Annotated in this window: 21 protein-coding genes and 1 riboswitch; of the genes, 11 read left to right on the top strand and 10 right to left on the bottom strand. The window is 59.6% G+C overall.

Features of this window, described 5'->3' with window-relative positions; genetic code table 11:
- Positions 1–325: 325 nt before the first annotated feature.
- Genes dapD through dapA form a run of 3 tightly spaced genes read right to left on the bottom strand, consistent with a single transcriptional unit; the run spans position 326 to position 4,127 of the window.
- The gene (dapD, locus tag AB5767_RS02230; protein ID WP_368131390.1) at positions 326–1,045 is read right to left on the bottom strand and encodes a 2,3,4,5-tetrahydropyridine-2,6-dicarboxylate N-acetyltransferase; all 720 of its coding nucleotides are present in this window, start codon (positions 1,043–1,045) and stop codon (positions 326–328) included.
- A gap of 39 nt (positions 1,046–1,084) precedes the next feature.
- The gene (dapB, locus tag AB5767_RS02235) at positions 1,085–1,825 is read right to left on the bottom strand and encodes a 4-hydroxy-tetrahydrodipicolinate reductase (RefSeq protein WP_368131392.1); all 741 of its coding nucleotides are present in this window, start codon (positions 1,823–1,825) and stop codon (positions 1,085–1,087) included.
- A complete protein-coding gene (dapA, locus tag AB5767_RS02240; protein ID WP_368131393.1) occupies positions 1,818–4,127 on the bottom strand; it encodes a 4-hydroxy-tetrahydrodipicolinate synthase in 2,310 nt (769 codons plus the stop codon). The genes dapB and dapA overlap by 8 nt, the downstream gene beginning before the upstream one ends.
- Positions 4,128–4,192: 65 nt before the next feature.
- Positions 4,193–4,361, bottom strand: a riboswitch (Lysine riboswitch).
- 145 nt (positions 4,362–4,506) lie between these two features.
- Here dapA and AB5767_RS02245 point away from each other — a divergent pair.
- The 6 genes from AB5767_RS02245 to AB5767_RS02270 all read left to right on the top strand — a co-directional run bounded on the left by AB5767_RS02245 (position 4,507) and on the right by AB5767_RS02270 (position 9,088).
- Positions 4,507–5,694: an N-acetyldiaminopimelate deacetylase gene (locus AB5767_RS02245; RefSeq protein WP_368131394.1), complete on the top strand. Its 1,188-nt coding sequence runs from the start codon at positions 4,507–4,509 to the stop codon at positions 5,692–5,694.
- Between the two features lie 164 nt (positions 5,695–5,858).
- Positions 5,859–6,200, top strand: coding sequence for a HigA family addiction module antitoxin (locus tag AB5767_RS02250; RefSeq protein WP_346963477.1), 342 nt, complete (start codon positions 5,859–5,861; stop codon positions 6,198–6,200).
- An 83-nt stretch (positions 6,201–6,283) separates the two neighbouring features.
- Entirely contained in the window at positions 6,284–6,553 is a 270-nt protein-coding gene (locus AB5767_RS02255) for a hypothetical protein (RefSeq protein WP_368131395.1), read from the top strand.
- A 164-nt stretch (positions 6,554–6,717) separates the two neighbouring features.
- A complete protein-coding gene (locus tag AB5767_RS02260; RefSeq protein ID WP_215673828.1) occupies positions 6,718–7,161 on the top strand; it encodes an FxLYD domain-containing protein in 444 nt (147 codons plus the stop codon).
- A gap of 32 nt (positions 7,162–7,193) precedes the next feature.
- The gene (locus tag AB5767_RS02265; protein ID WP_225093412.1) at positions 7,194–7,616 is read left to right on the top strand and encodes an XRE family transcriptional regulator; all 423 of its coding nucleotides are present in this window, start codon (positions 7,194–7,196) and stop codon (positions 7,614–7,616) included.
- Between the two features lie 98 nt (positions 7,617–7,714).
- A complete protein-coding gene (locus AB5767_RS02270; protein ID WP_368131396.1) occupies positions 7,715–9,088 on the top strand; it encodes a serine/threonine protein kinase in 1,374 nt (457 codons plus the stop codon).
- A 37-nt stretch (positions 9,089–9,125) separates the two neighbouring features.
- Here AB5767_RS02270 and AB5767_RS02275 read toward each other — a convergent pair whose 3' ends face one another.
- Both AB5767_RS02275 and AB5767_RS02280 read right to left on the bottom strand, forming a co-directional pair.
- Entirely contained in the window at positions 9,126–10,259 is a 1,134-nt protein-coding gene (locus AB5767_RS02275) for a coiled-coil domain-containing protein (RefSeq protein WP_368131397.1), read from the bottom strand.
- A gap of 233 nt (positions 10,260–10,492) precedes the next feature.
- On the bottom strand, positions 10,493–11,125 hold the full coding sequence (locus AB5767_RS02280) for an MOSC domain-containing protein (RefSeq protein WP_368131398.1): 633 nt from the start codon (positions 11,123–11,125) through the stop codon (positions 10,493–10,495).
- A gap of 234 nt (positions 11,126–11,359) precedes the next feature.
- Here AB5767_RS02280 and AB5767_RS02285 point away from each other — a divergent pair, with 234 nt between their 5' ends.
- Together AB5767_RS02285 and AB5767_RS02290 are read left to right on the top strand one after the other, a co-directional pair.
- Positions 11,360–12,616, top strand: coding sequence for a carboxylate--amine ligase (locus tag AB5767_RS02285; RefSeq protein ID WP_117745900.1), 1,257 nt, complete (start codon positions 11,360–11,362; stop codon positions 12,614–12,616).
- Between the two features lie 84 nt (positions 12,617–12,700).
- Positions 12,701–13,447, top strand: coding sequence for an aspartate/glutamate racemase family protein (locus AB5767_RS02290; protein ID WP_270226906.1), 747 nt, complete (start codon positions 12,701–12,703; stop codon positions 13,445–13,447).
- A 125-nt stretch (positions 13,448–13,572) separates the two neighbouring features.
- On the opposite strand, the gene AB5767_RS02295 is transcribed toward AB5767_RS02290, so the two are convergent.
- From AB5767_RS02295 to AB5767_RS02315, 5 genes are all read right to left on the bottom strand, one after another.
- Entirely contained in the window at positions 13,573–14,319 is a 747-nt protein-coding gene (locus AB5767_RS02295) for an energy-coupling factor transporter transmembrane component T family protein (protein ID WP_117745902.1), read from the bottom strand.
- Positions 14,312–16,063 (bottom strand): ABC transporter ATP-binding protein, encoded by a 1,752-nt coding sequence (locus AB5767_RS02300; protein ID WP_368131400.1) that lies wholly within the window; start codon positions 16,061–16,063, stop codon positions 14,312–14,314. Before AB5767_RS02300 ends, AB5767_RS02295 begins: the two co-directional genes overlap by 8 nt.
- 213 nt (positions 16,064–16,276) lie before the next feature.
- A complete protein-coding gene (locus tag AB5767_RS02305) occupies positions 16,277–16,849 on the bottom strand; it encodes a hypothetical protein (protein ID WP_117745904.1) in 573 nt (190 codons plus the stop codon).
- Between the two features lie 406 nt (positions 16,850–17,255).
- Positions 17,256–19,058, bottom strand: coding sequence for a C69 family dipeptidase (locus tag AB5767_RS02310; RefSeq protein ID WP_055309790.1), 1,803 nt, complete (start codon positions 19,056–19,058; stop codon positions 17,256–17,258).
- A 410-nt stretch (positions 19,059–19,468) separates the two neighbouring features.
- Entirely contained in the window at positions 19,469–20,386 is a 918-nt protein-coding gene (locus tag AB5767_RS02315; RefSeq protein WP_006234316.1) for a diacylglycerol/lipid kinase family protein, read from the bottom strand.
- Positions 20,387–20,484: 98 nt separating this feature from the next.
- On the opposite strand from AB5767_RS02315, the gene rnd reads away from it, so the two are divergent.
- From rnd to xseA, 3 genes are all read left to right on the top strand, one after another.
- Positions 20,485–21,618: a ribonuclease D gene (rnd, locus tag AB5767_RS02320; protein ID WP_006234315.1), complete on the top strand. Its 1,134-nt coding sequence runs from the start codon at positions 20,485–20,487 to the stop codon at positions 21,616–21,618.
- A gap of 128 nt (positions 21,619–21,746) precedes the next feature.
- Entirely contained in the window at positions 21,747–22,451 is a 705-nt protein-coding gene (locus AB5767_RS02325) for a zinc metallopeptidase (RefSeq protein WP_368132809.1), read from the top strand.
- Positions 22,452–22,566: 115 nt separating this feature from the next.
- On the top strand, positions 22,567–24,018 hold the full coding sequence (gene xseA, locus AB5767_RS02330; protein ID WP_438265964.1) for an exodeoxyribonuclease VII large subunit: 1,452 nt from the start codon (positions 22,567–22,569) through the stop codon (positions 24,016–24,018).
- Positions 24,019–24,052 lie beyond the last annotated feature (34 nt).

Raw genomic sequence — 24,052 nt, forward strand, 5'->3', positions numbered from 1 at the left:
TAGGGCGGCGCGATCGTTCCGAGGTCTATAAGACGGCCGTAGGGCGCCTGTCAAAGCAATCCGCCATGGTTGAATACGACGGAACCCTGAGATAGGGAAGGCCGAAGTTCCGATGGTGCTTCGGCCTTTTTTGTTTTTGGCTTGGTTGCTGACATTACCCCGCAGGTTGAGCACACGTCAGCGAAAACGCCCCTAGGCGAGCAAGGTGACGTGAAAGAGGAGGGCATTGACCTTCTGGTCATGCCCGACGATTGAACGTCAGATTGCCGCTTAGGGGCGTTTGCAGCGTCGACCTGTTACGCGGTTTGTCAAAACCGCGTAACTATTAAAGGTGACGTAAGCCCTCTTCGAGACCGGTCTTGCTATCGGTCTTCTCATCGCGCATCTTGATGACGCTGGCGGGGACACCGGCCACGACGGCGCTGGCGGGGACGTCCTCGACGCATACGGCGCCGGCGGCAACGACAGCACCCTTGCCCACGCGCACGCCCTCCAGGACCACAGCATTAGCGCCGATCATGACATCATCTTCGATGATGACGGGCGTGGCACTCGCGGGCTCAACGACGCCTGCCAGTACGGTGCCGGCGCCGATGTGGCAGTTCTTGCCCACGGTTGCGCGGCCGCCCAGGACGGCGCCCATATCAATCATAGAGCCCTCGCCGATAACGGAGCCGATGTTGATGATGGCGCCCATCATGATGACGGCGCGGTCGCCGATCTCGACGCGGTCGCGGATGATCGCGCCCGGCTCAATGCGGGCGTTGATGCCCTTAAGGTCGAGCATGGGGACGGCGGAGTTGCGGCAGTCATTCTCGACGTCGTAGTAATCGATGGAATCGGCATTGGCGTCCAGGATGGCCTTGAGTTCCTCCCAGTCGCCAAAGACGGTCTTGCCACGACGACCGCCGTAGACATGTGCGTTGCCCCAGGCAACCTTCATGCCCGGCTTCTCGCGCACGTACAGCTTGACGGGCGTCTTTTTGGGCGCGGTGGCGATGTAGTTGATAATCTCTTGTGCATCCATCTCGGCTGCGTTGCTCATTTGCTATCTCTCCTTTGGGTGGATTCGGTTGATACCCGGTTAGGCAAACATGACCTTGTCGAACGTATAGAAGCCGGGTTCGCGGACGACGAGCTTCTGCGCGGCTGCCAAGGCGCCGTTGACAAAGATCTGACGGCTCGTTGCGCGGTGGGTGAGCGTGACCTCCTCGTCCTGGCCAAAGAAACTAACCTCGTGCACGCCGGCGACGGTGCCGCCGCGCAGCGAGTGCATTCCGATCTCCTTGGGGCCACGCGCGCCGCACATGCCCTCGCGGCCATAGACGGGGTGGTAGCCTGCCTCGGGTTCAGCTTCGACGACGGCGTCGAGCAGTAGCTTGGCGGTGCTGCTCGGGGCGTCGACCTTTTGGTTGTGGTGCGTCTCGACGATCTCGCAGTCAAAGCCGGGCAGCTCGCGTGTGGCCTGGGCCACTAGATGACGCAGGGCTGCGATGCCGATGGAGTAATTGCCCGAGTGCATGACACGGGCATTCTGGCCCAGCTCACGCAGGCGGTCCATCTGCTCAGGTGAATAGCCCGTGGTGCCGGAAACGAGTGCGGCGCCCGTGCGCTCGACATAGGCGACGACGGCATCGAAGGTCACGACGTTCGAGAAGTCGATAATCACATCGGCAGCCGGTGCGTTCTCGAGCTCGCTCAAATCGAAGCCAATCTGGGCCACGATATCAAAAACGGGCTGCCCGGCGGCATCGACAATGCTTTCGGCGGTGGTGCGGATGAGCGAGCCCATGCGGCCCGTTCCCATAATGACGGTCTTAATCAAGCAGACCAGCTCCCTTCAGAGCATCGGTAAGTGCGGATCGCGTGTCGTCTGCCATGGGGCACAGCGGCATACGGTAGTTTGCCTCGATCATGCCCATCTGGGCGAGCGCTTCCTTAACGGGGATGGGGTTGACCTCGCTAAAGAGGGCGTTGATGAGCGGCTGGCCGGCAATCTGGATATCGCGGGCGCGCGCTACGTCGCCGTCCAGATAAGCGCGGCACATGTCGTGTACGAGCTGCGGCTGCACGTCTGCCCACACGCTGATGGTGCCCGCGGCGCCCAGGCTCATGAGCGGCACGGTAAGCGCGTCCTCGCCCGAGTACATGCGGAAGTCGTCTGACAGCAGGTGGGCGATCTTGGCCGCGTAGGCGACGTTGCCCGAGGCTTCCTTGATGCCCATGATGTTGGGATGTGCTGCCAGGCGCGCAACGTTGCGCTCGCTGATGCCGCAGCCGCAGCGGCCGGGGATGTTGTACAGGATGCAGGGGATGTCCACGGCATCGGCCACGGTCTTAAAGTGCTGATAGATACCCTCTTCATTGGACTTGTTGTAGTAGGGGGTAATGAGCAACAGGCCGTCGGCGCCCAGGCCCTGATAGGTGAGCGACTTGGTGAGCATGGTCTGCGTGGAGTTGGAGCCCGAGCCGGCGATGACGGGGACGCGTCCTGCAACATGCTTGACCACGGCGGCGACGACGGAGTTGTCCTCGTCATCGGTCATCGTGGCGCTCTCGCCGGTGGTGCCCAGGGTGAGAATGGCGTCGGTGCCATTTTGCAAGTGGAAATCGATAAGGCGCTCGAGCGCGTCAAAGTCGACACTGCCGTCCTTTTTAAACGGCGTAACCAGGGCGACGATTGAGCCCTCGAGATTGCGGATGTCCATGTTCTTCTCCTTCGCCTCCGCGATCTGGATGCGTTTGTTCCATTGAGCTGCGACTGCCAGGCGCTCGTCTTCGGCGCGACGGCGGGCACTTTCGGCGCGCGACTTGGCCAGCAGCTCTCGGCCGCACGGCAGCACGTCGAGCGTGGCAAAGTAATCGCCCGGGCGCTCGGCGCGGCGGATGAGGTCGGCCGCGCCATCGGGGCGCAGCAGGACCTCGGCCGAGCGCAGCCGTCCGTTGTAGTTGTAGCCCATGGAGTAGCCATGCGCACCGGTATCGTGGATTACAAGCAGGTCACCCATGTCGATATGCGGCAGCTTGCGATCGATAGCGAACTTGTCGTTGTTCTCGCATAGGTTGCCCGTGATGTCATAGGTGTTCGTGACGGGCGCCGTGGCCTTGTCGGCGCCGCCCGGCTGACCCATCACCGTAATGTGGTGGTAGGCGCCATACATGGCAGGGCGGATCAAATCGACGGCGCTTGCATCGACACCGATATAGTCCTTGTAGATCTGCTTCTCGTGGATAGCCTTGGTGACCAGGCAGCCGTAGGGGCCCATCATAAAGCGGCCCATCTCAGTGCAGATGGCCACATCGCCCATGCCGGCGGGAACCAGGATCTCGTCGTATGCCGCGTGTACTCCCTCGCCGATGGCGCGAATGTCGTTGGCCTGCTGCTCGGGCAGGTAGGGGATGCCGACGCCGCCGGACAGATTGATGAAGGCGACGTGTGCGCCGGTCTCGCGCTCCAGGCGTACAGCAAGCTCAAAGAGGATACGCGCGAGCTCGGGGTAGTAGTCGTTGGTGACGGTGTTGCTGGCAAGGAATGCGTGGATGCCAAAGTCCTCGGCGCCCTTGGCTTTGAGCATGCGGAAGGCCTCGAAGAGCTGCTCGGTGGTCATGCCATATTTGGAGTCGCCTGGGTTGTCCATGATGCCGTTGGAGAGCTGGAACAGGCCGCCTGGATTAAAGCGGCAGCTGACCGTTTTGGGGATGGGTCCCGCAACACGCTCAAAGAACTCGATGTGGCTGATGTCGTCAAAGTTGACGATGGCACCCAGCTTGTCGGCGAGCTCAAAGTCGGCAGCCGGCGTATCGTTGGACGAGAACATGATGTCGTGTCCCGTGATACCCAGCGAGCGGGCGATCATGAGCTCGGTATAGCTCGAGCAATCGCAGCCGCAGCCGTATTCGTTGAGAATGGAGATGAGCGCCGGGTTGGGGTTGGCCTTGACGGCAAAGTATTCCTTAAAGCCCGGGTTCCATGCAAAGGCGTCGCGCACTTCTTGTATGTTGCGGCGGATGCCCGCCTCGTCGTATAGATGAAACGGCGTGGGGAACTGCTCGACGATATGCTCGAGTGTCTCCTTGTCCACAAACGGCTGCTTGGCCGCATATGCCTCGTTGGGGGTCAATGCCATGTCCCGTAAACCTCGCTATCCAGACGGCGCCATCTGCGCATCGAATCCGCATAGCGTGGACCCAATGTCCGGATAGCGCTCCCGCATTGCTGCAGACAGTCCTGTGGGTGTTTCCCACAGGCCCACCAGGTTGTTCGTGCCCGTAAAACCCAGTTCGGCGGGTTTCGCCTCCCCACGGGGTCAAAGCCTGCCGGCTCGCCCGCGGCTCTTCGTGCCCGCGCCTCTATCAAGTGGTAAAGACCCTATCACGTTGCACTTTACCAAACAAGAGTATTCGTATATAACGTTTAAAAAATGCAGGGATATGCTAGAAACAAGGGCGTCACAATTCTGCATCACAATATTGTGTGAATGGATATGCCCCATGAAAGGATCCTTTATGACCGAGCTCCAAGAACTCCGTCGCTATCGTCGCGACCTGCATCGCATTCCGGAGCTCGACTTCGATCTTCCGCAAACCATCGCCTATATCGAGGGCGTGCTCGCCCCGCTTGCCTGCGAGGTGACCCATCCCTGTCCGAGCTGCGTCTGCGCCTTCTTCGACGCTGGCACGGGCGCCGCGCATGCCACGGCGATTCGCGCCGATATGGACGCGCTTCCCATCGCGGAGGCGACGGGAGCGGCCTTTGCCTCAACCCATCCCGGCAAGATGCACGCTTGCGGACATGACGGACACATGGCCATGGCGCTTGCCGCCGCGACGTATGTTGACCGTACGATTCGCGAACAGCCGGGCGCCATTAGGCGCAACGTTCTCTTTGTGTTCCAGCCGGCCGAGGAAACGACCGGTGGTGCCAAGACGGTATGCGAGAGTGGTGTGTTCGAGCGCTATGGGGCCGACCGCATTTTTGGCTTTCATGTGTGGCCCGATCTGCCCGCCGGCACGTTGGCGAGCTGCCCCGGTCCGCTGCTGGCGCGCTCAAGCGAGACGCACATTCATATCCATGGAACGAGTATCCATATCGCCAAGACCTACGGCGTTCCAGTCGAGGAATCGCACGATGCCGCGCTGGCAGCGGCCAAGTTCTTAGTTTCCGAGCGCGAGCTCATGGACGAGTTGGGTGCCGATGAGCCCTGCATTGGCAAGTTCGGCCTGCTGCAGGCAGGCACCGTCTGCAATGCGGTGGCGGGGGAGGCCCATGTTGCCGGTAGCTTGCGTGTGTTTACGGACGCCATGTTCGACCGTGCGCGCGAGGGCGTACGCCGTGCGCTCGACGAGGCGTGCACCGCAACGGGCTGTACGTACGATCTCGACTTTGCCGAGGGCTATCCGCCAGTCGATAACGACCCCGAGTTGTTTGCCCACATTGCGCCTGCCTTGCCCGAGCTGCAACTTGTGGACGAGCCGCTGCTGATCGCCGAGGATTTCGCGTTCTATCAGCGCCATCTGCCGGGCGTGTTTTTCCTGCTGGGCACGGGTATGCCAGAGGACCAAGACAACCCGAGTGATTCGGATGGCTGCCCCGCCTATGCCACAAGCGCTCTGCATACCGATAGCATGCTCTTCGACGAGGAAATCCTACTCAAAGGTCTCGATGTCTACAAACGATTGCTTTTGCTTGACTAAGGCGTGAAGGACTATTTGTTCTAGAAAACACGAACAAACGTACGATATAATAGAGATGTAAGTCTATAGAAACGTTTGACGTTACTAACGTAAGGCGATACTATGATTGCATCGTAATGAGCGCTATCGGGTCTGTTTTGAGTGGAGACAGGAGATGGCTTGGAATGTCGAAATCGTCGATTATCACAAGTGATGAGACCTCGGCCGATTTGCTGTCGCCGGTGACTCCTGGTGAGCTTCTCAAAGAGGAGTTTCTTGTTCCCATGGGCATTTCTCAATATCGCCTTGCGAAAGAGACAGGGATTCCGGCTCAGCGTATCGGGCAGATTGTCTTGGGAAAACGTCGCGTGACGGCCGACACCGACCTCCGTCTTTGCCGTTATTTTGGCCTGACGGATGGTTATTGGCTGCGCGCCCAGATAGCGTTTGATCTCGAGGCCGAGAAAAGGCGGATCGAACCGGAACTCGATAAGATCGTTCCTGTTCAGCAGGCCATTGCGCTGTAGTGCTCAGAGATGATGGGGGTGGCGTGACGATGAGGCGACGCCGACAGCCTGCCGTATATAGTCCGGGTGGATGCGGGTGCGGTTTGCTGCTGCTTCCGGTCATCGCTGTGAGCATTGGCGTAATGTTTGCGCTTGCCGGGTTGGCAGCAGCGGCACTCGTGTTGCTGATTGTGGCCATTGGCGTGACGATTTGGCTTTGCCGCAATCACGAGCAACGCCGTGCCGACGGTAAAACCACTGTCGGCTGGGTCGTCTTCCTGATTATTGCGTACCCGCTGAGTGCCAGCTACCTGGTGTTCTTTGTCCTGTTGATGATCAGCGCCTTTACTGGGGAATCCGTAACGGTGGGTTGACGCGCTGCCAGCAGACGGTTGCGCAAAGTGCGTTTGCTCGGCGTTTGGATAACTGCATTGGCCGTTTACTGCAGCCTTAGCTCTCAGCTAATGAATTCAAGTTCAATCCTTTCTACGATGTGCTGTATGCCGGCGCGGTAGCCGGATCGTAGGAAGGATGAATAATGGCAAAAGAGGGAAAGAAGCCGATCGGCAAGATTGTCCTAGGCGTCATCGTGGTGCTGGTTATCGTCGGTGCCGTGGGCTCTATGGGTGGCAATTCAACCGATTCGTCTGCGAGCGATTCGGCAAAACCTGCCGAGACGACACAGCAGGCTGAGGAGCAAAAAGAACCGCAAGAACCGTATGCCATTGCTGATGAGGCTGAAGACACCTCCAATCAGTTTGCCTATAAGATCACGGGCACGCTGACCAATAACACGGACAAGGAAAAGAGCTACATTCAGATTGAGTATGTTCTGTATGATGCCGATGGCAACCAGGTTGGAACGGCTCTTGCAAACACCAATCATCTGAAGGCGGGCGGCTCCTGGAAGTTCGAGGCGCTGGGTACAGTGTCTCCCGACCAGGTTGCTAGCTGGGAGCGTTCGGACGTAAGTGGTTTCTAGCATGTTACATGCACTGGGGGAGGTGAAGCCGTATGCCCGATAAAAAGCTGACCGAGGAGTTGCTCAATGAGCTTCTCGACGCGCCAAACATCGATGGCTATATCAAAGAACACGACTTTGCCGCCCCATCGCTTTCGGACTACCTGAAGCGGCTACTGCAGGAAAAGGGCTTGGAGCGCTCGCGCGTGGTTCGTATGGCCGATCTCAATGAGACCTTTGGCTATCAGATCTTTACCGGTGCGCGTCATCCGAGTCGCAATAAGGTGCTGCAGATTGCCTTTGCGATGGCACTGACGCTCAAAGAGACCAACCGTGCGCTGACGGCTGCCGGGGTAAGCGTCCTTAACTGCAAGGACCGCCGCGATGCGATTATCATCTTTTGTATCGATCGCGGGTGCAGCCTCCAAAAGGTCAACGAGGAGCTGTATCGCTTTGGCGAGGAGACGGTGAGTTAGCGGTTGATATCTGAGCCGGCGGAGCTGTCGAACAGCGATGCAAACGAACGGGGCGCGGATGCCATGGGGTGTCTGCGCCCTGCGCTATGATGGAGGCTATGGATACTCAGACCCCAACATATTCCGATGATGAGTTGACCGCAGCGCTTGCCGAGCACCTGGCGTCGCTCGATCGTGACGACAGCTATCGCGTGGAGCGTGTACTTAAGCGCTCGCCCGTTGAAACAACCGAGCTTGTGTACTTTGAAGGAACCGGCGGTGGTTCGCTCGGCCCCTTTGTCCGTAAACGCATCGATGCTTCGGCTCAAATCGGCGGGGCATACGGGCGTTTGTTTGCCGCTCAGCGGGCAGGCAGGCGTTTTGAGCACCTGCCCAGAATCGTCGATTGTCGTCGTGTGGGCGACGAGCTCAACGTGGTTATGGAATACATCGAAGGGGAGACGCTCAGGGCGCTGGTGTACCGTCTGGGAGCCACCCCCGATTATGCGCGTGAATTGTATCCTGCCCTATGCGATGCCGTGGGCGAGCTCCACGCCGGTTTTGCAATAGCGGGGGAGACGTCGGCGCCGGTGATCCATCGCGACCTCAAGCCGTCGAATATCATCGTGACAGGTGCCAACTATACGCCTGATGACGGCCTGACATTTTCATCGCTGGTGATTATCGACTTGGGGATCGCGCGCGTATGGCGCGATGGCGCCGATGCCGACACCGTCAAGTTTGGCACGCGACCCTATGCGCCGCCCGAGCAGTATGGGTTTGGGCAGACGAGTGTGCGCAGCGACGTCTACGCGCTTGGCGCCCTGTTGTTCTTCTGCTTGACGGGAGTCGACCCTAAACCAGGGCTCGACATGCGCGAGCAATGCGAGGCGCGCGGCATTCCCACTCCACTTGCCGATGTCGTCTGCATGTCGATGGCGCTCGACCCGGTCAAGCGTTTTGCGAGTGCGGAAGCGTTGGGACGGGCGACGCGCGCGGCATACGATCTGAGTCGCCCCGTGCGGCCTCCTGCGCCTGTCCGTACTCCGGCCTCGGAGACGGTGTTGACGCCCCAAGGGCCCCGAAACCCCGCAGGGCTTCCTAGGCCCGCCGCCTCCGCTGCATGTGGTCTGCTCTCTCGCGTTCCGGAGTCTCTGGGGCGCATTTGGAATACGCTCGTCTGCTTCTCGCTGCTTGTGTTCTTTGTCGGAAGTCACTTTGCCGTCTTTCACCCCACCGGAGCAAACCAAAGCTACCCGACGTGGCTTCTCATCATCGAGTATTTTTTCTTTGTCGATAGCCTTATGGTGCTTATGCATTTTGCGCTGCTCGATAAGCGCCGTCTTCGTCGGCGATTCGCATTGCTCGACAGCTATCGCGGCAAGAAGCTCGCGAAACTCTGGCTCAAGGCATTGGGTGTGCTGCTCCTATGCATGATCGTCATAGTCGCGGTTGCCAATGCGACCGGCGTCGTCGATACCTCCGCTACCTAAAAGAAAAGGGCCCCATTGGGGCCCTTTGCAGTTGCACTTAGATGCGGTTCATCTGAGCGGCGACTTTGTTGTACCAGTCCTGCCACGTGGGCGGGCAGTACTTTTTGGCTGCTGCCGGGGTAAGGGTGGAGTCGTAGTTGGCGCCCAGATAGGCAACGTGAGCGGAGATGCCCTCGCTCCAGCTGCCAAAGCTGCGCCAACCGCCGCCACGGGCACTCCAGCCCCAGGCGTTGTAAGAATTGGCGCAATAAGCACCCTTGGTGCTCTCGATGCAGGCGATGGCGGGGGACCAACGGGGGTCGACACCGGTATTCCAAGCGGCGACGGCAAAGTTATAGCCCTGGCCTGCCATGGGGGAGCCGGCGAGATAATTGTCGATGCGGCTCGTCCACTCATTAATGAACGAATCGTAATCGGAGCTACCGGTATTGGCGTTGTTCACCGTGGTGTCGATGGTGGTGTTGGTGTTGGTGGCCTGGCTGCTGGAATTGCTGCCGCTTACGCCCTCGCCCGAGAGCTTCTCGGCGGCAGCGGCCTTATCGGCCTCAAGCTTGGCAAGCTCGGCGGCATTTTCCTGCTCGGCTTTTGCCTGTGCCTCGCTGCGGAGCTGCTGGGCCTGCGCCAGCGCATCCTCGGCGTTTTTCTGCTCAGCCTCAAGCTGAGACTTGGCCTGCTGGAGCTCAGCCTTGTTCTGCTCGAGTTCGGTTTGCATGTTATTGAGCTCTTCGATCTCGTCGACGCTCGAGCTCGTGATCTGGTTGGTGTATTTGCAGGTCGTGATGAACTCACCCAGGCTCTGCGCGTTGACCAGGAAGCTCACGATGGGATTGGTGCCCTTCTGATACTTGTACAGATCGCGCATGGCGGAGCTTGCCTTGGCCTGCTGCTCGGGAAGCTTAGCCTCGATTTCCTCGATGCTTGCCTCATTGGAGTCAATCTGCTTTTGCAGGTCATCGAGTTTGGTGCGGGCGTCGTTGTAGGCGCTCGTGGCGGCTTCGATCTTCTGCTGGGCTGCGGAAAGCTGGTCCTGCGTTGCCTGCGAGGCGGCATACGCCGCAACGGGGGAGAGCATCGGCGTGGCCGTCAGCGCAACGGCGAGCGCGGCGCTCGTGATGATACGAGCCGGCTTCGACGCAATGAGCGCTGCGGTGCGATGATTCGAATGCTGCATCCAGTCCCTCTGCAATCAATCGTAGGTTATGGTTCGAACGGTATTCTACTACTGCTTTCGACCTCAACTTGAACCTTAAAGGTTCCAAAGGGTCAAGTTGAACTTGAGGCTTTGGCTTTGACCTGCAGTTATGATGAATTGTTGAGAAACCATAGAGTTCAACTTTAACGTTACAGGGGTCTGTTTGAGAGGAGTTTTGGGCTATAAAGCTATCTCAACGTGGGGTTTTACAGCTACAGCGCGCCCTCCTGACGAGCCTGCTCAATCTCTTCGAGCGCCTCGGCAGGGGTGAACGAACAGGTGCCGTCGCCGAGTTTGACTACCTGGATATCGTCGCCGATATGGACCTCTCCGCTCTTTAGTACCACGCCAAAAATGCCCTCGTGCGGAAAGATGCAGTCGCCAGCGAGATAGTAGATAGCACAGCGTGTGTGGCAGACCTTGCCGATTTGGCTGATTTCGACGAGCACCTCGCTGCCAAGCTTGAGCTGCGTGCCCAAAGGGAGCGAGAGTAGATTGATGCCCTGGGTGGTGAAGTTTTCTCCAAAGTCACCCTCGCGCACATCGAGTCCGCGAGCCTGCGCCGTCTGGATGGACTCTGCGGCCAAAAAGGAAACCTGACGGTGCCAATGTCCGGCGTGTGCATCGGTGGCGAGACCAAATTGCTCTATAACGGTGTCGTGTCCATCGGCGACGGGCGACTTGCGCGTGCCCTTGTGTGCCGACGTGTTGATTGAGACGATGCGGGCGGGTCCGTTGTAGGCGTCGTTTGCCGTGCACAGGGGAGCGGTCGCTTTCGCACGTTCCACCAGCTCGCGCTTCGCAGCATTGAGGATGGGATTATCGGTCGGATGGTCTTGGGGCACGTGTGCGCCTTTCGCTCGAGGATGTCAATACGCTGAATCCTACAACAATGGTAGGTTCATTGCCCATTGTCATACAACGGTGAGCGCCGTCTTCGTGCTGGCCTTCGTGCTGGACGATTACGTCGATTGCCATAGATACGGTGGAGCTTTGGGCGCCGGCGGCTTGGCACGCTAGAATAAATCAGTTGCGCAAAGACCGCCCATTGTGTGGGCAGTTCATGATAGGAAGTTTCCATGGCATTGCAATTTACAGAGCGCGAGTTCATTCCCGTGCTGCTCGGTGGCGACATCAACGCCTATTCGGTGGCGCGCGCCTTCTACGAGGAGTACCAGGTCAAGAGTCTGGTCTTTGGCAAGTATCAGACGGGTCCCGCGTACCGCAGCCAGATTATCGACTACACGCCCAACGTGGATATCGACACCATGCCCGTGATGCTCAAAACCGTCAACGGCATTGCCCAAGCGCATGCCGACAAGACGATTGTCCTTGTGGGCTGTGGCGACAACTATGTTGCCCTCGTGGCTCAGGCCAAGGATGCTCATGAGCTGGCGGACAACATCGTCGCTCCCTACGCGCCCTACAGCATGCTCGAGCAGTGCCAGAAGAAGGAGATCTTCTACGAGCTGTGCGAGAAACATGGCGTGCCCTATCCGCACACGTTTACCTTTACCAAGGCGATGCTCAATGCCCAGGGTGAGGCGCCTGCCGAAGTGCTCGACCAGATCGATTTTCCTTACCCGATGATTCTGAAGCCTTCTGACGGCATCATGTGGTGGCAGCACGAGTTCGAGGGCCAGAAAAAGGCCTATGAGATTGCCGACCGTGCCGAGCTGGAACAGGTCATTCGCGACTCGTATGCCAGTGGCTACACCGACGACCTGATCTTACAGGACCGCGTGCCCGGTAACGACGAGTACATGCGCGTGCTCACCAGCTATTCCGACCGCAACGGCAAGGTGCGCATGATGTGCCTGGGTCACGTACTGCTCGAGGAGCATCAGCCCCACGGTGTCGGCAACCATGCCTGTATCATTACCGAGCCTAATGACGAGCTCATGGGCGGCGTGCGCAAGTTGCTCGAGGACCTTCACTTTGTGGGCTATTCCAACTTTGACGTTAAGTACGACGAGCGCGATGGCTCGTTTAAGTTCTTCGATTTCAACACGCGCCAGGGCCGCAGCAACTACTACGTTACCAACAGCGGCTTTAACGTTGCCAAGTATGTGGTGGACGAGTATGTGTTCAACCGCCCGTTTGCGCCGGAGTTTGTGACGGCGCAGGACGAGGCTCTGTGGATGGTCGTCCCCATGGGCGTCGTCGACAAATACGTCAAGGATCCCGAGCTGCGCGCTAAGGTGCATCGCCTGGACAAGGAAGGCAAGGGCGCCGACCCTTCGTTTATGAAGGGCGACTTTGTCTTTAACCGCTGGCTGCGCATGTGGCACACTAAGCTGCGCCACTTTAAGCTGTTCAAGACGTATTACAAGTAGATGAGTGCGGCGCCCGTCCGGTTTGCATCGGGCGGGCGCGGGTACGATACGCGCAATTGCGCAAGCGTCACCAAGGAGGCGGCGATGGAAAAGCTGGGAGTTATCGGCGGCATGGGCGCCGAGGCCACGTCGTATTACTACGACCAGGTGGTGCGTCATACGGCTGCTGCCTGCGATCAGGAACATATCGACATGGTGGTGCTCTCCAAGTCGACCATGCCCGACCGCACGCTGGCCATTAAGACCGGCGAGCATGCCAAGCTGCTGGCGACCATGAAAGAGTGTGCCCAGGCACTCGAGTCGCTGGGCTGTGCGCACATTGCCATTCCCTGCAACACGTCACACTACTTCTACGACCAGATCCAGTCGTTTACCACAGTGCCGATTATCCACATGCCGCGTGAGTCGGTGCGCTATGCTCTGGCCGGTGCGGTGATGGGGGAGTGCGAGTTCGACCCCAACCTGAGTATGCCGGCCGAGCCGGTGCACAAGATTGGCATCATGGGCACCGACGGAACCGTGGGCGCGGGCGTCTACGGCCGCGAATGTAAGGCTGCGGGTGTTGAGGTTGTCTATCCCAGCGAGAAACGTCAGAACGATGTGATGTCGCTTATCTACGATGATGTGAAGGCCGGACGTGAGCCCGATATGGATAAGTTCGACCGCGTGATGTGGGAGTTCGCCCGTAGCGGCTGCGACCGCGTCATCCTGGCCTGTACGGAGCTCTCGGTGCTGCAGAAATACCGTGAGATGCCCGAGATCACCCTCGACGCCATGGACGTCCTGGTGCGCGAATCCATCATCCGCAGCGGCGCTCCCTACCGCCTCTAGCTTCCGACCTGCCAAAAAGGGACAGGTTAATTATGGTGGGTTTTATCTGGAGAAACAGTAAAGGCCTCGGCTCGTTTGGTGCGAGCCGAGGCCTTTTGCGTTGGGCGGTTGCTGTCGGTGGTGAACTAGAACAGGAAGCCGATGGCGATGAGGGCGATGCTGACGATGAGCACGGCGATGTCCAGACCCTTGATGGGATAGCGCTTGTACGAGCTGGCGCGTGTGCGCAGGTAGAAGCCGCGCTGCTCGGCGGCAAGCGCGGTGGCATCGGTCTTGCCCACGCTCGAGATGAGCAGCGGCACGCACAGTGGCAACATGAGCTTAAGCTTCTTGATGGGGTTCTTGGTGTCGTACTCGACGCCGCGTGCGGTCTGCGCCTCCATGATGGCGTTCATCTCCTGACCAAACACCGGCACAAAGCGCAGCGCCGTGGTAAAGGTGAAGGCATAGCGATACGGTACGTGCAGCACCTCGACGCAGGCGTTGGCAAGGTCGTTGAGCTTGGTCACCATGAGCATGAGGATGAGTGGCAACGCCACACCTAGCAGGCGCAGGCAGGCCTTCGATCCCGTGATGAGGCCCGCGTCGGTGATAAAGCCCCACACCACGTTGCCATCGCGCATAAAGGCCAGCTGGAGCACCAGCATGATAAGCGCGAGCGGAATCAGCAACTTGAGCAGCGAGAGCAGACGGTCGACGACGCCGGCATAGGTACCCAGTGCAAGGGTGAGTGCCAAAAAGCCCAGCAGCGCCACGTAGGTGTCGGACAAGAAGATGCCGACGATGATGGCGGCGGCGAGGCCCAGTTTGACGACGGGGTTCAGGCGATGCAGCAGCGTATCGCCCGGCATGTAGTCGATGACGTTAACCACGGTGGACCATCTCCTTGGTAATTCGAACGACATCGGTGACCTCGCTCACCTGCGCAAAAGCGGGCGAGACGGAAGATGCCAGACGGCGCGAGAGTTCAATAACCTGGGGAGGCTCCACGTAGGCACGCCGCATGAGATCGATGTTCGAGAACAGCTCGTGCGTGCGGCCGCGGTCGAGGATGCGGCCGTCGGCCATTACTACGATGCGCTCGGCAAAGTCGGAGACGACTTCCATGTCGTGGCAGACCATGATGACGGCGCATCCGCGCTCGGCCATGGTGCGCACGGTTTCCATGACGGTCATGCACTCGCGGTAGTCAAGGCCGCTCGTGGGCTCGTCGAGCACGACGATCTTGGGCTCAACCACTACGACGGAGGCAAGTGCCACCATTTGTCGCTGGCCACGCGAAAGCGAGAACGGTGCCTCGTCGGCGGGCAGACCAAAGCGGTCGATGACCAGCTGGGCGCGACGCAGAGCCTCGGCACGGTCGATGCCGGCAAGCTCCAAGCCAAAGGCGACCTCGTCGAGCACGGTATCCTTGCAGATCTGGCGGTCGGGGTTTTGGAAGAGGGTCGCGACCTCGCGGGCAATGCGGCTCGTGGGAACGGTTGCAGTATCCAGTCCCGTGACGCGCACGCTGCCCGAGGCGGGCTTGAGCAGGCCCGTGAGCAGCTTGGTGAGCGTGGTCTTGCCGGCACCGTTCTGACCGACGATGCCCACGAGCTCACCGGGGTAGAGGGTCAGGTTAAGGTCGTGTACGGCGGCGCCGCCGTTGGGATAGGCAAACTCAACATGGTCGAAGGTGAGTACGGGTTCGGCATCCTTGGCATGAGGACGCAACGACGGTGCATGCGGGGAACCGGCGGGCGCCTGGGCTTCGATAGCCGCGTGTGCGGGGTCGACGATGCCCGAAATCAGGCGCTCGGCCTCATCGACATCCAAGCAGGGGGTGCCGCTTACCAGGCCATCAGTTTCGAGGCTATTGAAGATACGCGTGACGCGAGGGCAGTCGACGCCGATGGCACGGAGCTCGTCGGTATGCGCGAAGACCTCGTGTGGCTCGCCCTGCAGCGCGATTTCGCCATGATTGAGCACGAGCACGCGGTTGCAGTACTCCGAGAGCAGGGCGACCTTTTGCTCAACGACGACGATGGTGATTCCAAGCGCGCGGTTTGCCTCACGCAGCGTCTCGAAGACCAGCGTGGAGCTGGCGGGGTCGAGTGCCGCGGTGGGCTCGTCGAGAACCAAGACGCGCGGACGCATGGCGAGGATGGCGGCGATGGCCACCTTTTGCTTCTGTCCGCCCGAGAGGGTGGCGATCTCGCGGTCGCGCAGGTCGCTGATGCCGACGGTCTCGAGCGTCTCGCTCACGCGCTGCTCGATCTGGTCGTGGGGAACGGCAAAGTTCTCGAGGCCAAAGAGCATCTCGTCCTCGACGACCGAGGCGACCATCTGCGTGTCGATATCCTGCAGCACACTGCCGACGATTTGCGACACGTCGGTCAGCGAGACCTCGCAGGTGTCGTGGCCGTCAACCATGACGGACCCGAAGAACGTGCCGGTGTAGTGGTGGGGCACAGCACCCGACAGACAGGCGGCAAGCGTGGACTTGCCGGCGCCCGAGGGTCCGATGATGCCGATGAAATCTCCCTTGTTCACGCTGAGCGAGATGTGGCTGAGCGCCTGCTCGGTCTGCGTGCCATAGGAGAACGAGACATCGTCGACGTTGACGATCGTTTCCATGGATACCTTTCATAGTCATTGGGGACAGTCTTAAATGACCAGTTGTTTAAGACCGTCCCAAAAAAGCTCGTTGTTTGGGACGGTCTTTGGTGGTGAAGCACGGAGACGGCTTTACGAGGGGCCCCAGGTTGGCGCGAAAGAGGAGCGAAGCGTACTTGGGTACGCGAGCGTCGAATGAACGCCAAGATGGGGTGGCTCGTAAAGCCGAGCGGGTTAGTTGAGCCTAAGGGCCTTCTGGATGGGCAGGTAGAGGGCGCCGACCAGAATGGCGTTAAAGACGGCGGTCATGGCGACGACGGGCAACATGGCGGCGGCGAGCTCGCCGACCACGCCGAGCATGGCCATCTTGATGACCATGAAGATGACGCCGGAGACAAAGGTGGTCAGGAAGGTTGCGACAATGGCGATGGCGGGCTTGACCTGACCGTCCTTGCCGGCGGCGTTGACGATGCCGGCCATGAGCATGGCGGCGATGCCCTCGGCGGCAAAATCGACGAACGGCGAAGTGGTGGTGATCTGGATCACGGCAGCCGAGATGAGGCCAATGACGAGCGCCTGGCCGATGTTGGGGCGAACGACCAGGATGGTGAGGCAGAAGGCCGAGATGATGAACTCGGGGCTGATCATGCCGCCCGAGATGCCTGAGATGGCCTTGCCGACGGTGAAGTTGAGGATGAAGCCGGCGGCGAGCAGGATGGCGAGCAGGACGAGAGCGCGGACGTCGAGTTTGCCGCGGTCGGCGGTCTGGACGGTGCGGGGCTGGGTGGCGGTGGTGTTCTGAGACATGGTGAAAATCCTTTCTGAAGGGAAGCGCAGGGGAAAAGCGGAGGCGCGTGATGCGAATGCGATCGGGCTCGAGATAGAAAAAGGCCCCCGGTCGAAACCGGAGGCCTTCCAATCACCTAGAGCGCAAAAACAGGCGTGAGGGACTCACTGTCGACCGATCGTATTCGCATCACGCCACCACCAGTTGTTGAGAGACTTCATCGTGTTCTTCATCTTGGTGGCTCCTTTCGTGATGCCGTGGCGCGGTCGCACCTTGTTGCTGTTGCGCTGCACTATAGCACAGCAAAGTGTGTGCGGGGAAATCTTTTTTGAAAAGATTTCAAGCGGGTTTCCCGCCGGTCAAAAGGCGGGTTAAGCGGGCGAGGTGACTCATGTGCCCCGCCCGCTCAGCTAGGACATGAGGGTCTTAGGCCTTCTTGCGACGATAGATCACGTAGACGCAGACACCGATGATGACGACGGCGCCAACGGCCATGGCGGCCATGTTGTTGCCCTCGGACTTCTCCTCGGTGACCTCTTCCTCTTCGGCCTCTGGCTCGGTCACGTCCTCATCGGAAAGGGCCTCGTCGGCGTAGGTGATGGATTCGACCAGGCAGTCGTTGTCGGCATCGTAGTCGCTCGGGACGAACTCCTCGGAGAAATCGCCCTCCTTGAGGTAGTCGCGCATCTCCTCGAGCATGGCCTTGCACTTAACATAGGTGTTCTTGGTTGCAGCCTTGCCGGCCTTGTTGGCCAGGGCGGTACGGGCCTCGGTGCCTTCTTCGGCCTGCATGGCCTCGTCGACGGTCAGGTTCTGCTCGATGAGTTCCTTCTGCAGGGCGTCGAGATAGGCGCGGACGCCGGTGGCGCAGTGGTCGCGGTTCTCATAGGCGAGCGTGTTGATGTCCATGAGGACGTAGTTGATGGAGTTCTTGGGCTCCTCGTTGTTCACGACGTCTTCCTCTTCGCAGTGATCGAAGGAGACATCCTGATCGCTGAAGTAGGGGCTGACCTCGGTGAGCAGTGCGGAGTAGAAGGGGATGGCGACGGAGAATTCGGCGTTGGAGAGCATCTCCCACTGAATGGTCGCGATCTCGGGGTCCATGCCCTGACGGATCTGGAAGGTGTGGATCTCGGTGTTGCGGTTGGAGCCGATGGCATAGGCGCCGTCGGTGTTGGCGTTGAGGCCGGCGACATTCTCGCCGCGAGCGGCGAAGGAACGAATCATCTCAAAGGTGTTCCAGTCGGACTTGCCGGGCTGGAAGAACAGCGGCTGCATCTCGTGGACCAGGGCGCCGGTCGTGGCGCGAGCCTCTTCGCGCTCGTCCTTGACGATCTCGTAGTCGGTGCCCTCGGCAAGCGGAGCCATGAAGTAATCACGACCCTGGATATAGCGCGACCACTGGTGCATACCGGCCTCGCTAATCTCCTCGCCGTAGGTCTTGGCGACGTCGAACTTGCCGTCGGTGTACTCGGCAAAGCCCTTCTCCTTAGGCATGGACTCGATGCCTTCGGAATGGAGACAGTTCTCGGTGTCATCGAGGTCGACGTTATAGGTGAGGTTGCCGATGTTGGGGTTGAGCGAGGCGATGTCATCGGCGAGCTTCATAGCAATCCACTGATGGCCGGAAAGCGCGGCGAACAACCAGGTCTCGGTGCTGTCGGCGATGATGATCTGGTCGTTGGAGCAGACGCCCTGCTCGTCGATCAGGCTGCCGATGAGTTCGACGCCCTCGCGGGCCGTGGCGCTCTCGCCCAGGATGACGCTGGCATAGCTGTATTCGCCAATGCCAGTCTCCTCGGTGATGGGGTCGGCCTCTTCGGCCTTCTCGTTATAGGAGGTGCTCAGCGTGGCAGAGCAGGAGACGCCCTTCTCGTTGATGCCTGCCTCGGAATATGCGTCGTAGCGATCTTCCCACTGCGAGGGGTTGTCGCGAACGAAGGTGTAGCGGTAGGTTGCGCCCTTGGACTTGTACTCAAAACCGGACTCGACCGAGGTGTACTCGTTGCCGTCCTTGTGTGCGGGCTCAATGCCAAAGTGCTTGACATAGCGCGGACCGAAGTCCTCGGAACGGCCGTAGTACGTGTTGCCGTCTGCCGTGAGCTTGCTGCCCATGTAGATCTGGGTGCAGGCGAGTGCCGAAGTCGGCATGGCCATGATGGCCGCTGCTCCAAACGCAAGGCCGCAGCCGAGCTTCTTGAGCGTGTTGACAGGATGAGTAAACCTCATAATCCCTCCCAACTGTTGAAACCCCGCGAAACCGTACGGAGTTTCAGCTAATAAATACATCTACTAGCCTAAAGGAAGTGTAAAGAGTATTCACTCGACAACAGCTTTTACTCGATGAGCGTGTGGAAATATACGATGAACGGATAATAATACTCATTTTATGGCTTTAGTTAAATAAAGGCACCCTGCATTTACTGTAGCTGAATAAAGCATTAGACGGTGCTCAAAAAGAAAACTCTCCCGCTGTTTAGGATTTGCATAAACAGCGGGAGAGTCGATAACTGGATGAATATCATACCAATGTGGATTTACTTCTTTCGGCGGTGAATCACGTTGATGGCGTAACCGACGAGCATGGCCAAGACGATGACAATAAAGCCGATCAGGGGATTGTCGTTCATGGGGTCCTCCTATTTTCCGAGCGGGGAGAATTCGTCGACGATGAGGTCGAGGCATTGCGGAAGCGCGCGGGCTCCAAAGACGCCCGAATTGCTGGAGATAATCTCGCCATCGAACTGCATGCCCAGCGACGGGGTGCAGGTGATTTTGGCTTCCTTGGTCTGGATGATCTTGAACTGCGGGCGCCCGAGTACCTTGCCGGCGGGGTCAAGCGCAGCGGTGATCACGGTAGGCAGCAGCTGCACGGTGCGCACGGGTTCGATGACTGCAATGTCGACCATGCCATCGTTCATGCGGCAGTCGGGGAACAGGTTGATGTCGTTTTGGATGACCGAGGTATTGCCGGCCATGCAGCAGATGCCGTCGAGCTCCTCGACAATGCCGTCATGCTCAATGGTAAAGTGCGCTACCGTAGGGTTGGGCGTGGCGAGTGCAGAGAGGAAGTAGGCGATCTCGCCGATGTCGTTTTTGGTGGGGGCGGCCTTCATCATGATCTCGGCGTCGAAGCCCGAGCCGGCGATGATGATGAAGCCGTGGCGCTTCTCGTTGCCGTTCTCGTCGAGCCAAAAGAGCTCGCCCATGTCGACTTTGACCGTGCGACCGGCGCGGCAAGCCTTGGCAAGCGCCGCTGCCTCGGGGGCATTGCCGATGTTGTTGAAGAACAGGCAGGCTGTACCGGAGGGGAAGACGAGCGTGGGGACACCGCACCCGCGCATCTGGTCGAGCACGTTGGAGACGGTGCCGTCGCCGCCCGAAACGACCACGCGATCGAATTCGCGCACGTCTGCCACGGCGTCCTCGGGCTCCATGCCATCGCCAATAAAGCGCATCACGACCTCGTCGCCGCCCTGCGCGAGGGCGTGCGTGAATGCGAAGATTTCATCTGAGCTGGGGCCCGATGCCGGGTTGTGGATGATAAGGCAGCGCATACTTACGTTCCCGTTCTGTGACTAACCGAGTATAGTTGTAAGGCAATGCCGATATCCTACCCGTGTTTTTCGGGCCTAACCTTATTCGATGGGTTGATATGTACATTTCCACACATCAGGCTCTACTCGACTTTTGCCAGCGCGCCCGTGAGTTCGACGCGATTGCCGTCGATACCGAGTTTTTGCGCGAGCGCACGTTCCATCCGCGTCTGTGTTTGGTTCAGATTGCCACCCCTGCCGAGAGCGTAGCGGTCGATCCCCTGGTAATCGACGACCTATCGCCGCTGGCCGAGCTTATGGCCGACGAGAGCGTGACTAAGGTCTTCCACGCCTGCTCGCAGGATATGGAGGTTATGCTCCATACCGTGGGCGTGCTGCCACGACCGATTTTCGATACGCAGGTCGCCGCTGCCTTTTTGGGCGAGCGCCAGCAGATTTCGTATGGCGCGCTTGTTCAGACGTTTTGCGGCGTCTCGCTGCCCAAGACCGAGTCGCTGACCGACTGGTCGCGTCGCCCGCTGACCGATAAGCAGATTGAGTACGCGATTGATGACGTCAAGTACTTGATCGTCGCCTATACCGAGATGATGAGTCGCCTGCGCGAGCTGGGCCGTGTGGACTGGGTGCTCGACGAGCTACGCCCGCTGGCTGACGAGTCGCACTATCGCGCCGACCGTCACGAGGCATTCCGCAAGGTCAAGCGCATCAACTCGTGCAGCCGCCACCAGCTGGGCATCGCGCGCGAGCTCGCCGCCTGGCGCGAGGACCGCGCCGAGCGCCGTAACATCCCGCGCAAGTGGGTCATGTCCGACGACACGCTGCTTGCGCTCGTCAAGCGCAATCCCGTGCGCGTTGAGGAGTTCCGTAGCATTCGCGGTACCGATCAGTTGGGGGAGCGCGACGTGGACGGTGCGCTCATGGCCATCAAGCGTGGCGCAAGCTGCCCGCACGATCGCCTGCCGCTCATGGTGCGCGGGCATCGCCAGATCTCTCCGGAGTTGGAGAGCGTGACGGACCTGATGTATGCGCTCATTCGCCTGGTTGCCGAGCGCTCGGGCGTGGCGACCTCGGTCATCGCCTCGCGCGATGACCTGGCCGACTATATTGAGCACCCCGAGCAGAGCCCCCTGCGCGAAGGCTGGCGCTTTGAGCTTGTGGGCTCGCGTCTGGACGATCTGCTTTCCGGCAATATGGGACTCACCGTGAAGGACGGCAAAATCGAGCTTCTATAGTTACGCGGTTTTACCAAACGCTGTAAACGTCGTTCTAGAGCTGCAATGCCAAAACATCGATGGTGTCTCGTTGGCTGGGCGAGTGGGTAAAATGCCTCCAACGTGTAACTCGATTCGGAGGAATTCGCATGCCTTATTACTATGGATACGGCTTTGGCATCGACCCGCTGTACCTGCTGGTTGTTCTTGTCTGCACGGTGCTTGGCCTTGCCGCACAGAACTATATCAACTCGACATACAAAACCTGGTCCAAGGTTCGCTCGGACGGCGACACGGGCGCCACGGTCGCTCGCCGCATGCTCGACGCCAACGGCTGCAACGCCGTGGGTATCAAGGGTGTCGCCGGCGAGCTCACCGACCATTACAACCCGCAGGACAATAACCTGTATCTCTCGGATGCCAACCGTTCGGGCGGGTCGGTCGCAAGCGTTGCCGTCGCCTGCCACGAGGCGGGCCATGCCGCCCAGCGTCAAAGTGGTTATGCCATGATGAAGGTACGCACAGTCCTCGTGCCGGTCGTCAACTTTACCCAGAACACTTGGACCATCGTGTTGCTCATGGGTCTGTTTATGAACATCGCGGGACTCACGACCCTCGCGCTGATCTTCTTCTCGTTTAGTGTGTTGTTCCAGTTGGTTACGCTGCCGGTCGAGATTGATGCCAGCCGCCGCGCCGTGGCGTATATCGAGCAGTCGGGTATGAGCTCCAAGCAGGTCAACGGTGCCAAGAAGGTCCTGACGGCAGCCGCGCTTACCTATGTTGCCGCAGCGCTCACGTCGATCATTCAGCTGCTCTATCTTATGGCTCGCTACAACAGAAACTCCAACCGATAACAAATTGGCTTGACAGGCGCCGCGGAGATTTGTGTCCCCGCGGCGCTGTACTATGTGTTGGACTTGAATTTGCGCAGGGCCGAAGCCCTTGTGCACGATAACGAAAGGAGGCTGCGTGGCAGGCTGGAATCTGACCGGCAATGCCGTTTCCGCCGAGTTCGACGGTTCGGATGAGCAGGAGCGCAAGGAGCTCAGCGTGAGTCAGGCGGTAGAGATCGCTGCCGGTGCGCTCGATGCCATTCCGCAGCTGAGCGTCCTGGGCGAGGTCACGGGCTTCCGTGGTCCCAATGCCCGAAGCGGCCACTGCTACTTCCAAATCAAGGACGACTCGGCGGCCGTCGACTGCATCATCTGGAAGGGCGCCTATCTCAAGCGCACTTTCGATCTGCGCGACGGCATGCAGGTGAGCTTTAAGGGCAGCTTCAATCTCTATAAGGCCACGGGCCGCATGAGCTTTGTCGCTCGCTCGTTCTCGCTGGCGGGGGAGGGCCTGCTGCGTCAACAAGTGGCGCAACTGGCCGAAAAGCTACGCCGCGAGGGGCTGATGGACGAAGCGCGCAAACGTCGCATTCCGGTGTTCTGCTCACGCGTGGCGGTCGTTACCTCGCTTTCGGGTGCCGTAATCGACGACGTCAAGCGCACATTGCGTCGTCGCAACCCGCTCGTCGAGCTCGTTTGCGTGGGCGCCAAGGTTCAAGGCGAGGGTGCGCCGGCCGAGCTTATTGAAGGCCTGCGCCGTGCCGCTTCCATTACGCCGGCGCCCGACTGTATTTTGCTCGTGCGTGGTGGCGGTTCCTTCGAGGACCTCATGACCTTTAACGACGAGGAGCTTGCCCGCGCGGTGGCGGCTTGCCCTGTGCCCGTGGTGACCGGCATTGGCCATGAGCCCGATACCTCGATTTGCGACATGGTGAGCGACCGCCGCGCCTCCACGCCCACGGCGGCGGCCGAATCGGTGGCGCCGGCCATGACGGAGTTGGCCGATGTGCTCGAGGCGCGCCATCAGCGTCTGGGTGCCGCGATGGCATCGATGATTGGGTCGGCCCAGGTCGACCTGGAGATGCTCGATCAGCGTGGCCGTCGTTCCTGGGATACCTATACGGCTCGCTTGGGCGACGCGCTCGATGCGGCCGCATGCCGCCCGTGTCTCAACGATCCGACGTTTATGGTCGAGCGTCGTGAGTCAGAGCTTGCCTTGACGGCCGATCGTTTGTCCGGTGCCATAACGCGCTCGGTCGGGGCTTTCCGATCCAGCTTTGAACGCCTGCCCGAGCGTCTGGCTGCAAGCACCTCGGGACTCGATGGCAAGCGCCATGCGCTCACGCTTGCGAGTTCCCGTCTGGAGCATCAGGGACGTACGATGCTCAGCAAACCCGCGTCCGACCTGGGCCGTGCAGCGGCTTCGCTCGATGCCCTGTCGCCGCTCAAGGTGCTTGCCCGCGGCTATTCCATCGCGTACAGCGATGATGGTGTGGCCACGAGCGCCAAGACCTTTAAGCCCGGCGACGCCATTCGTGTGCGCATGGCAGACGGTAACGTTGCGGCAACGGTCAATACGGTCGAATAGACCGCGTTTTACAGTGATAAACCTTTGGGAAAGG

It is taken from the genome of Collinsella aerofaciens (assembly GCF_040926265.1).
Lineage (GTDB): Bacteria > Actinomycetota > Coriobacteriia > Coriobacteriales > Coriobacteriaceae > Collinsella > Collinsella aerofaciens_BB.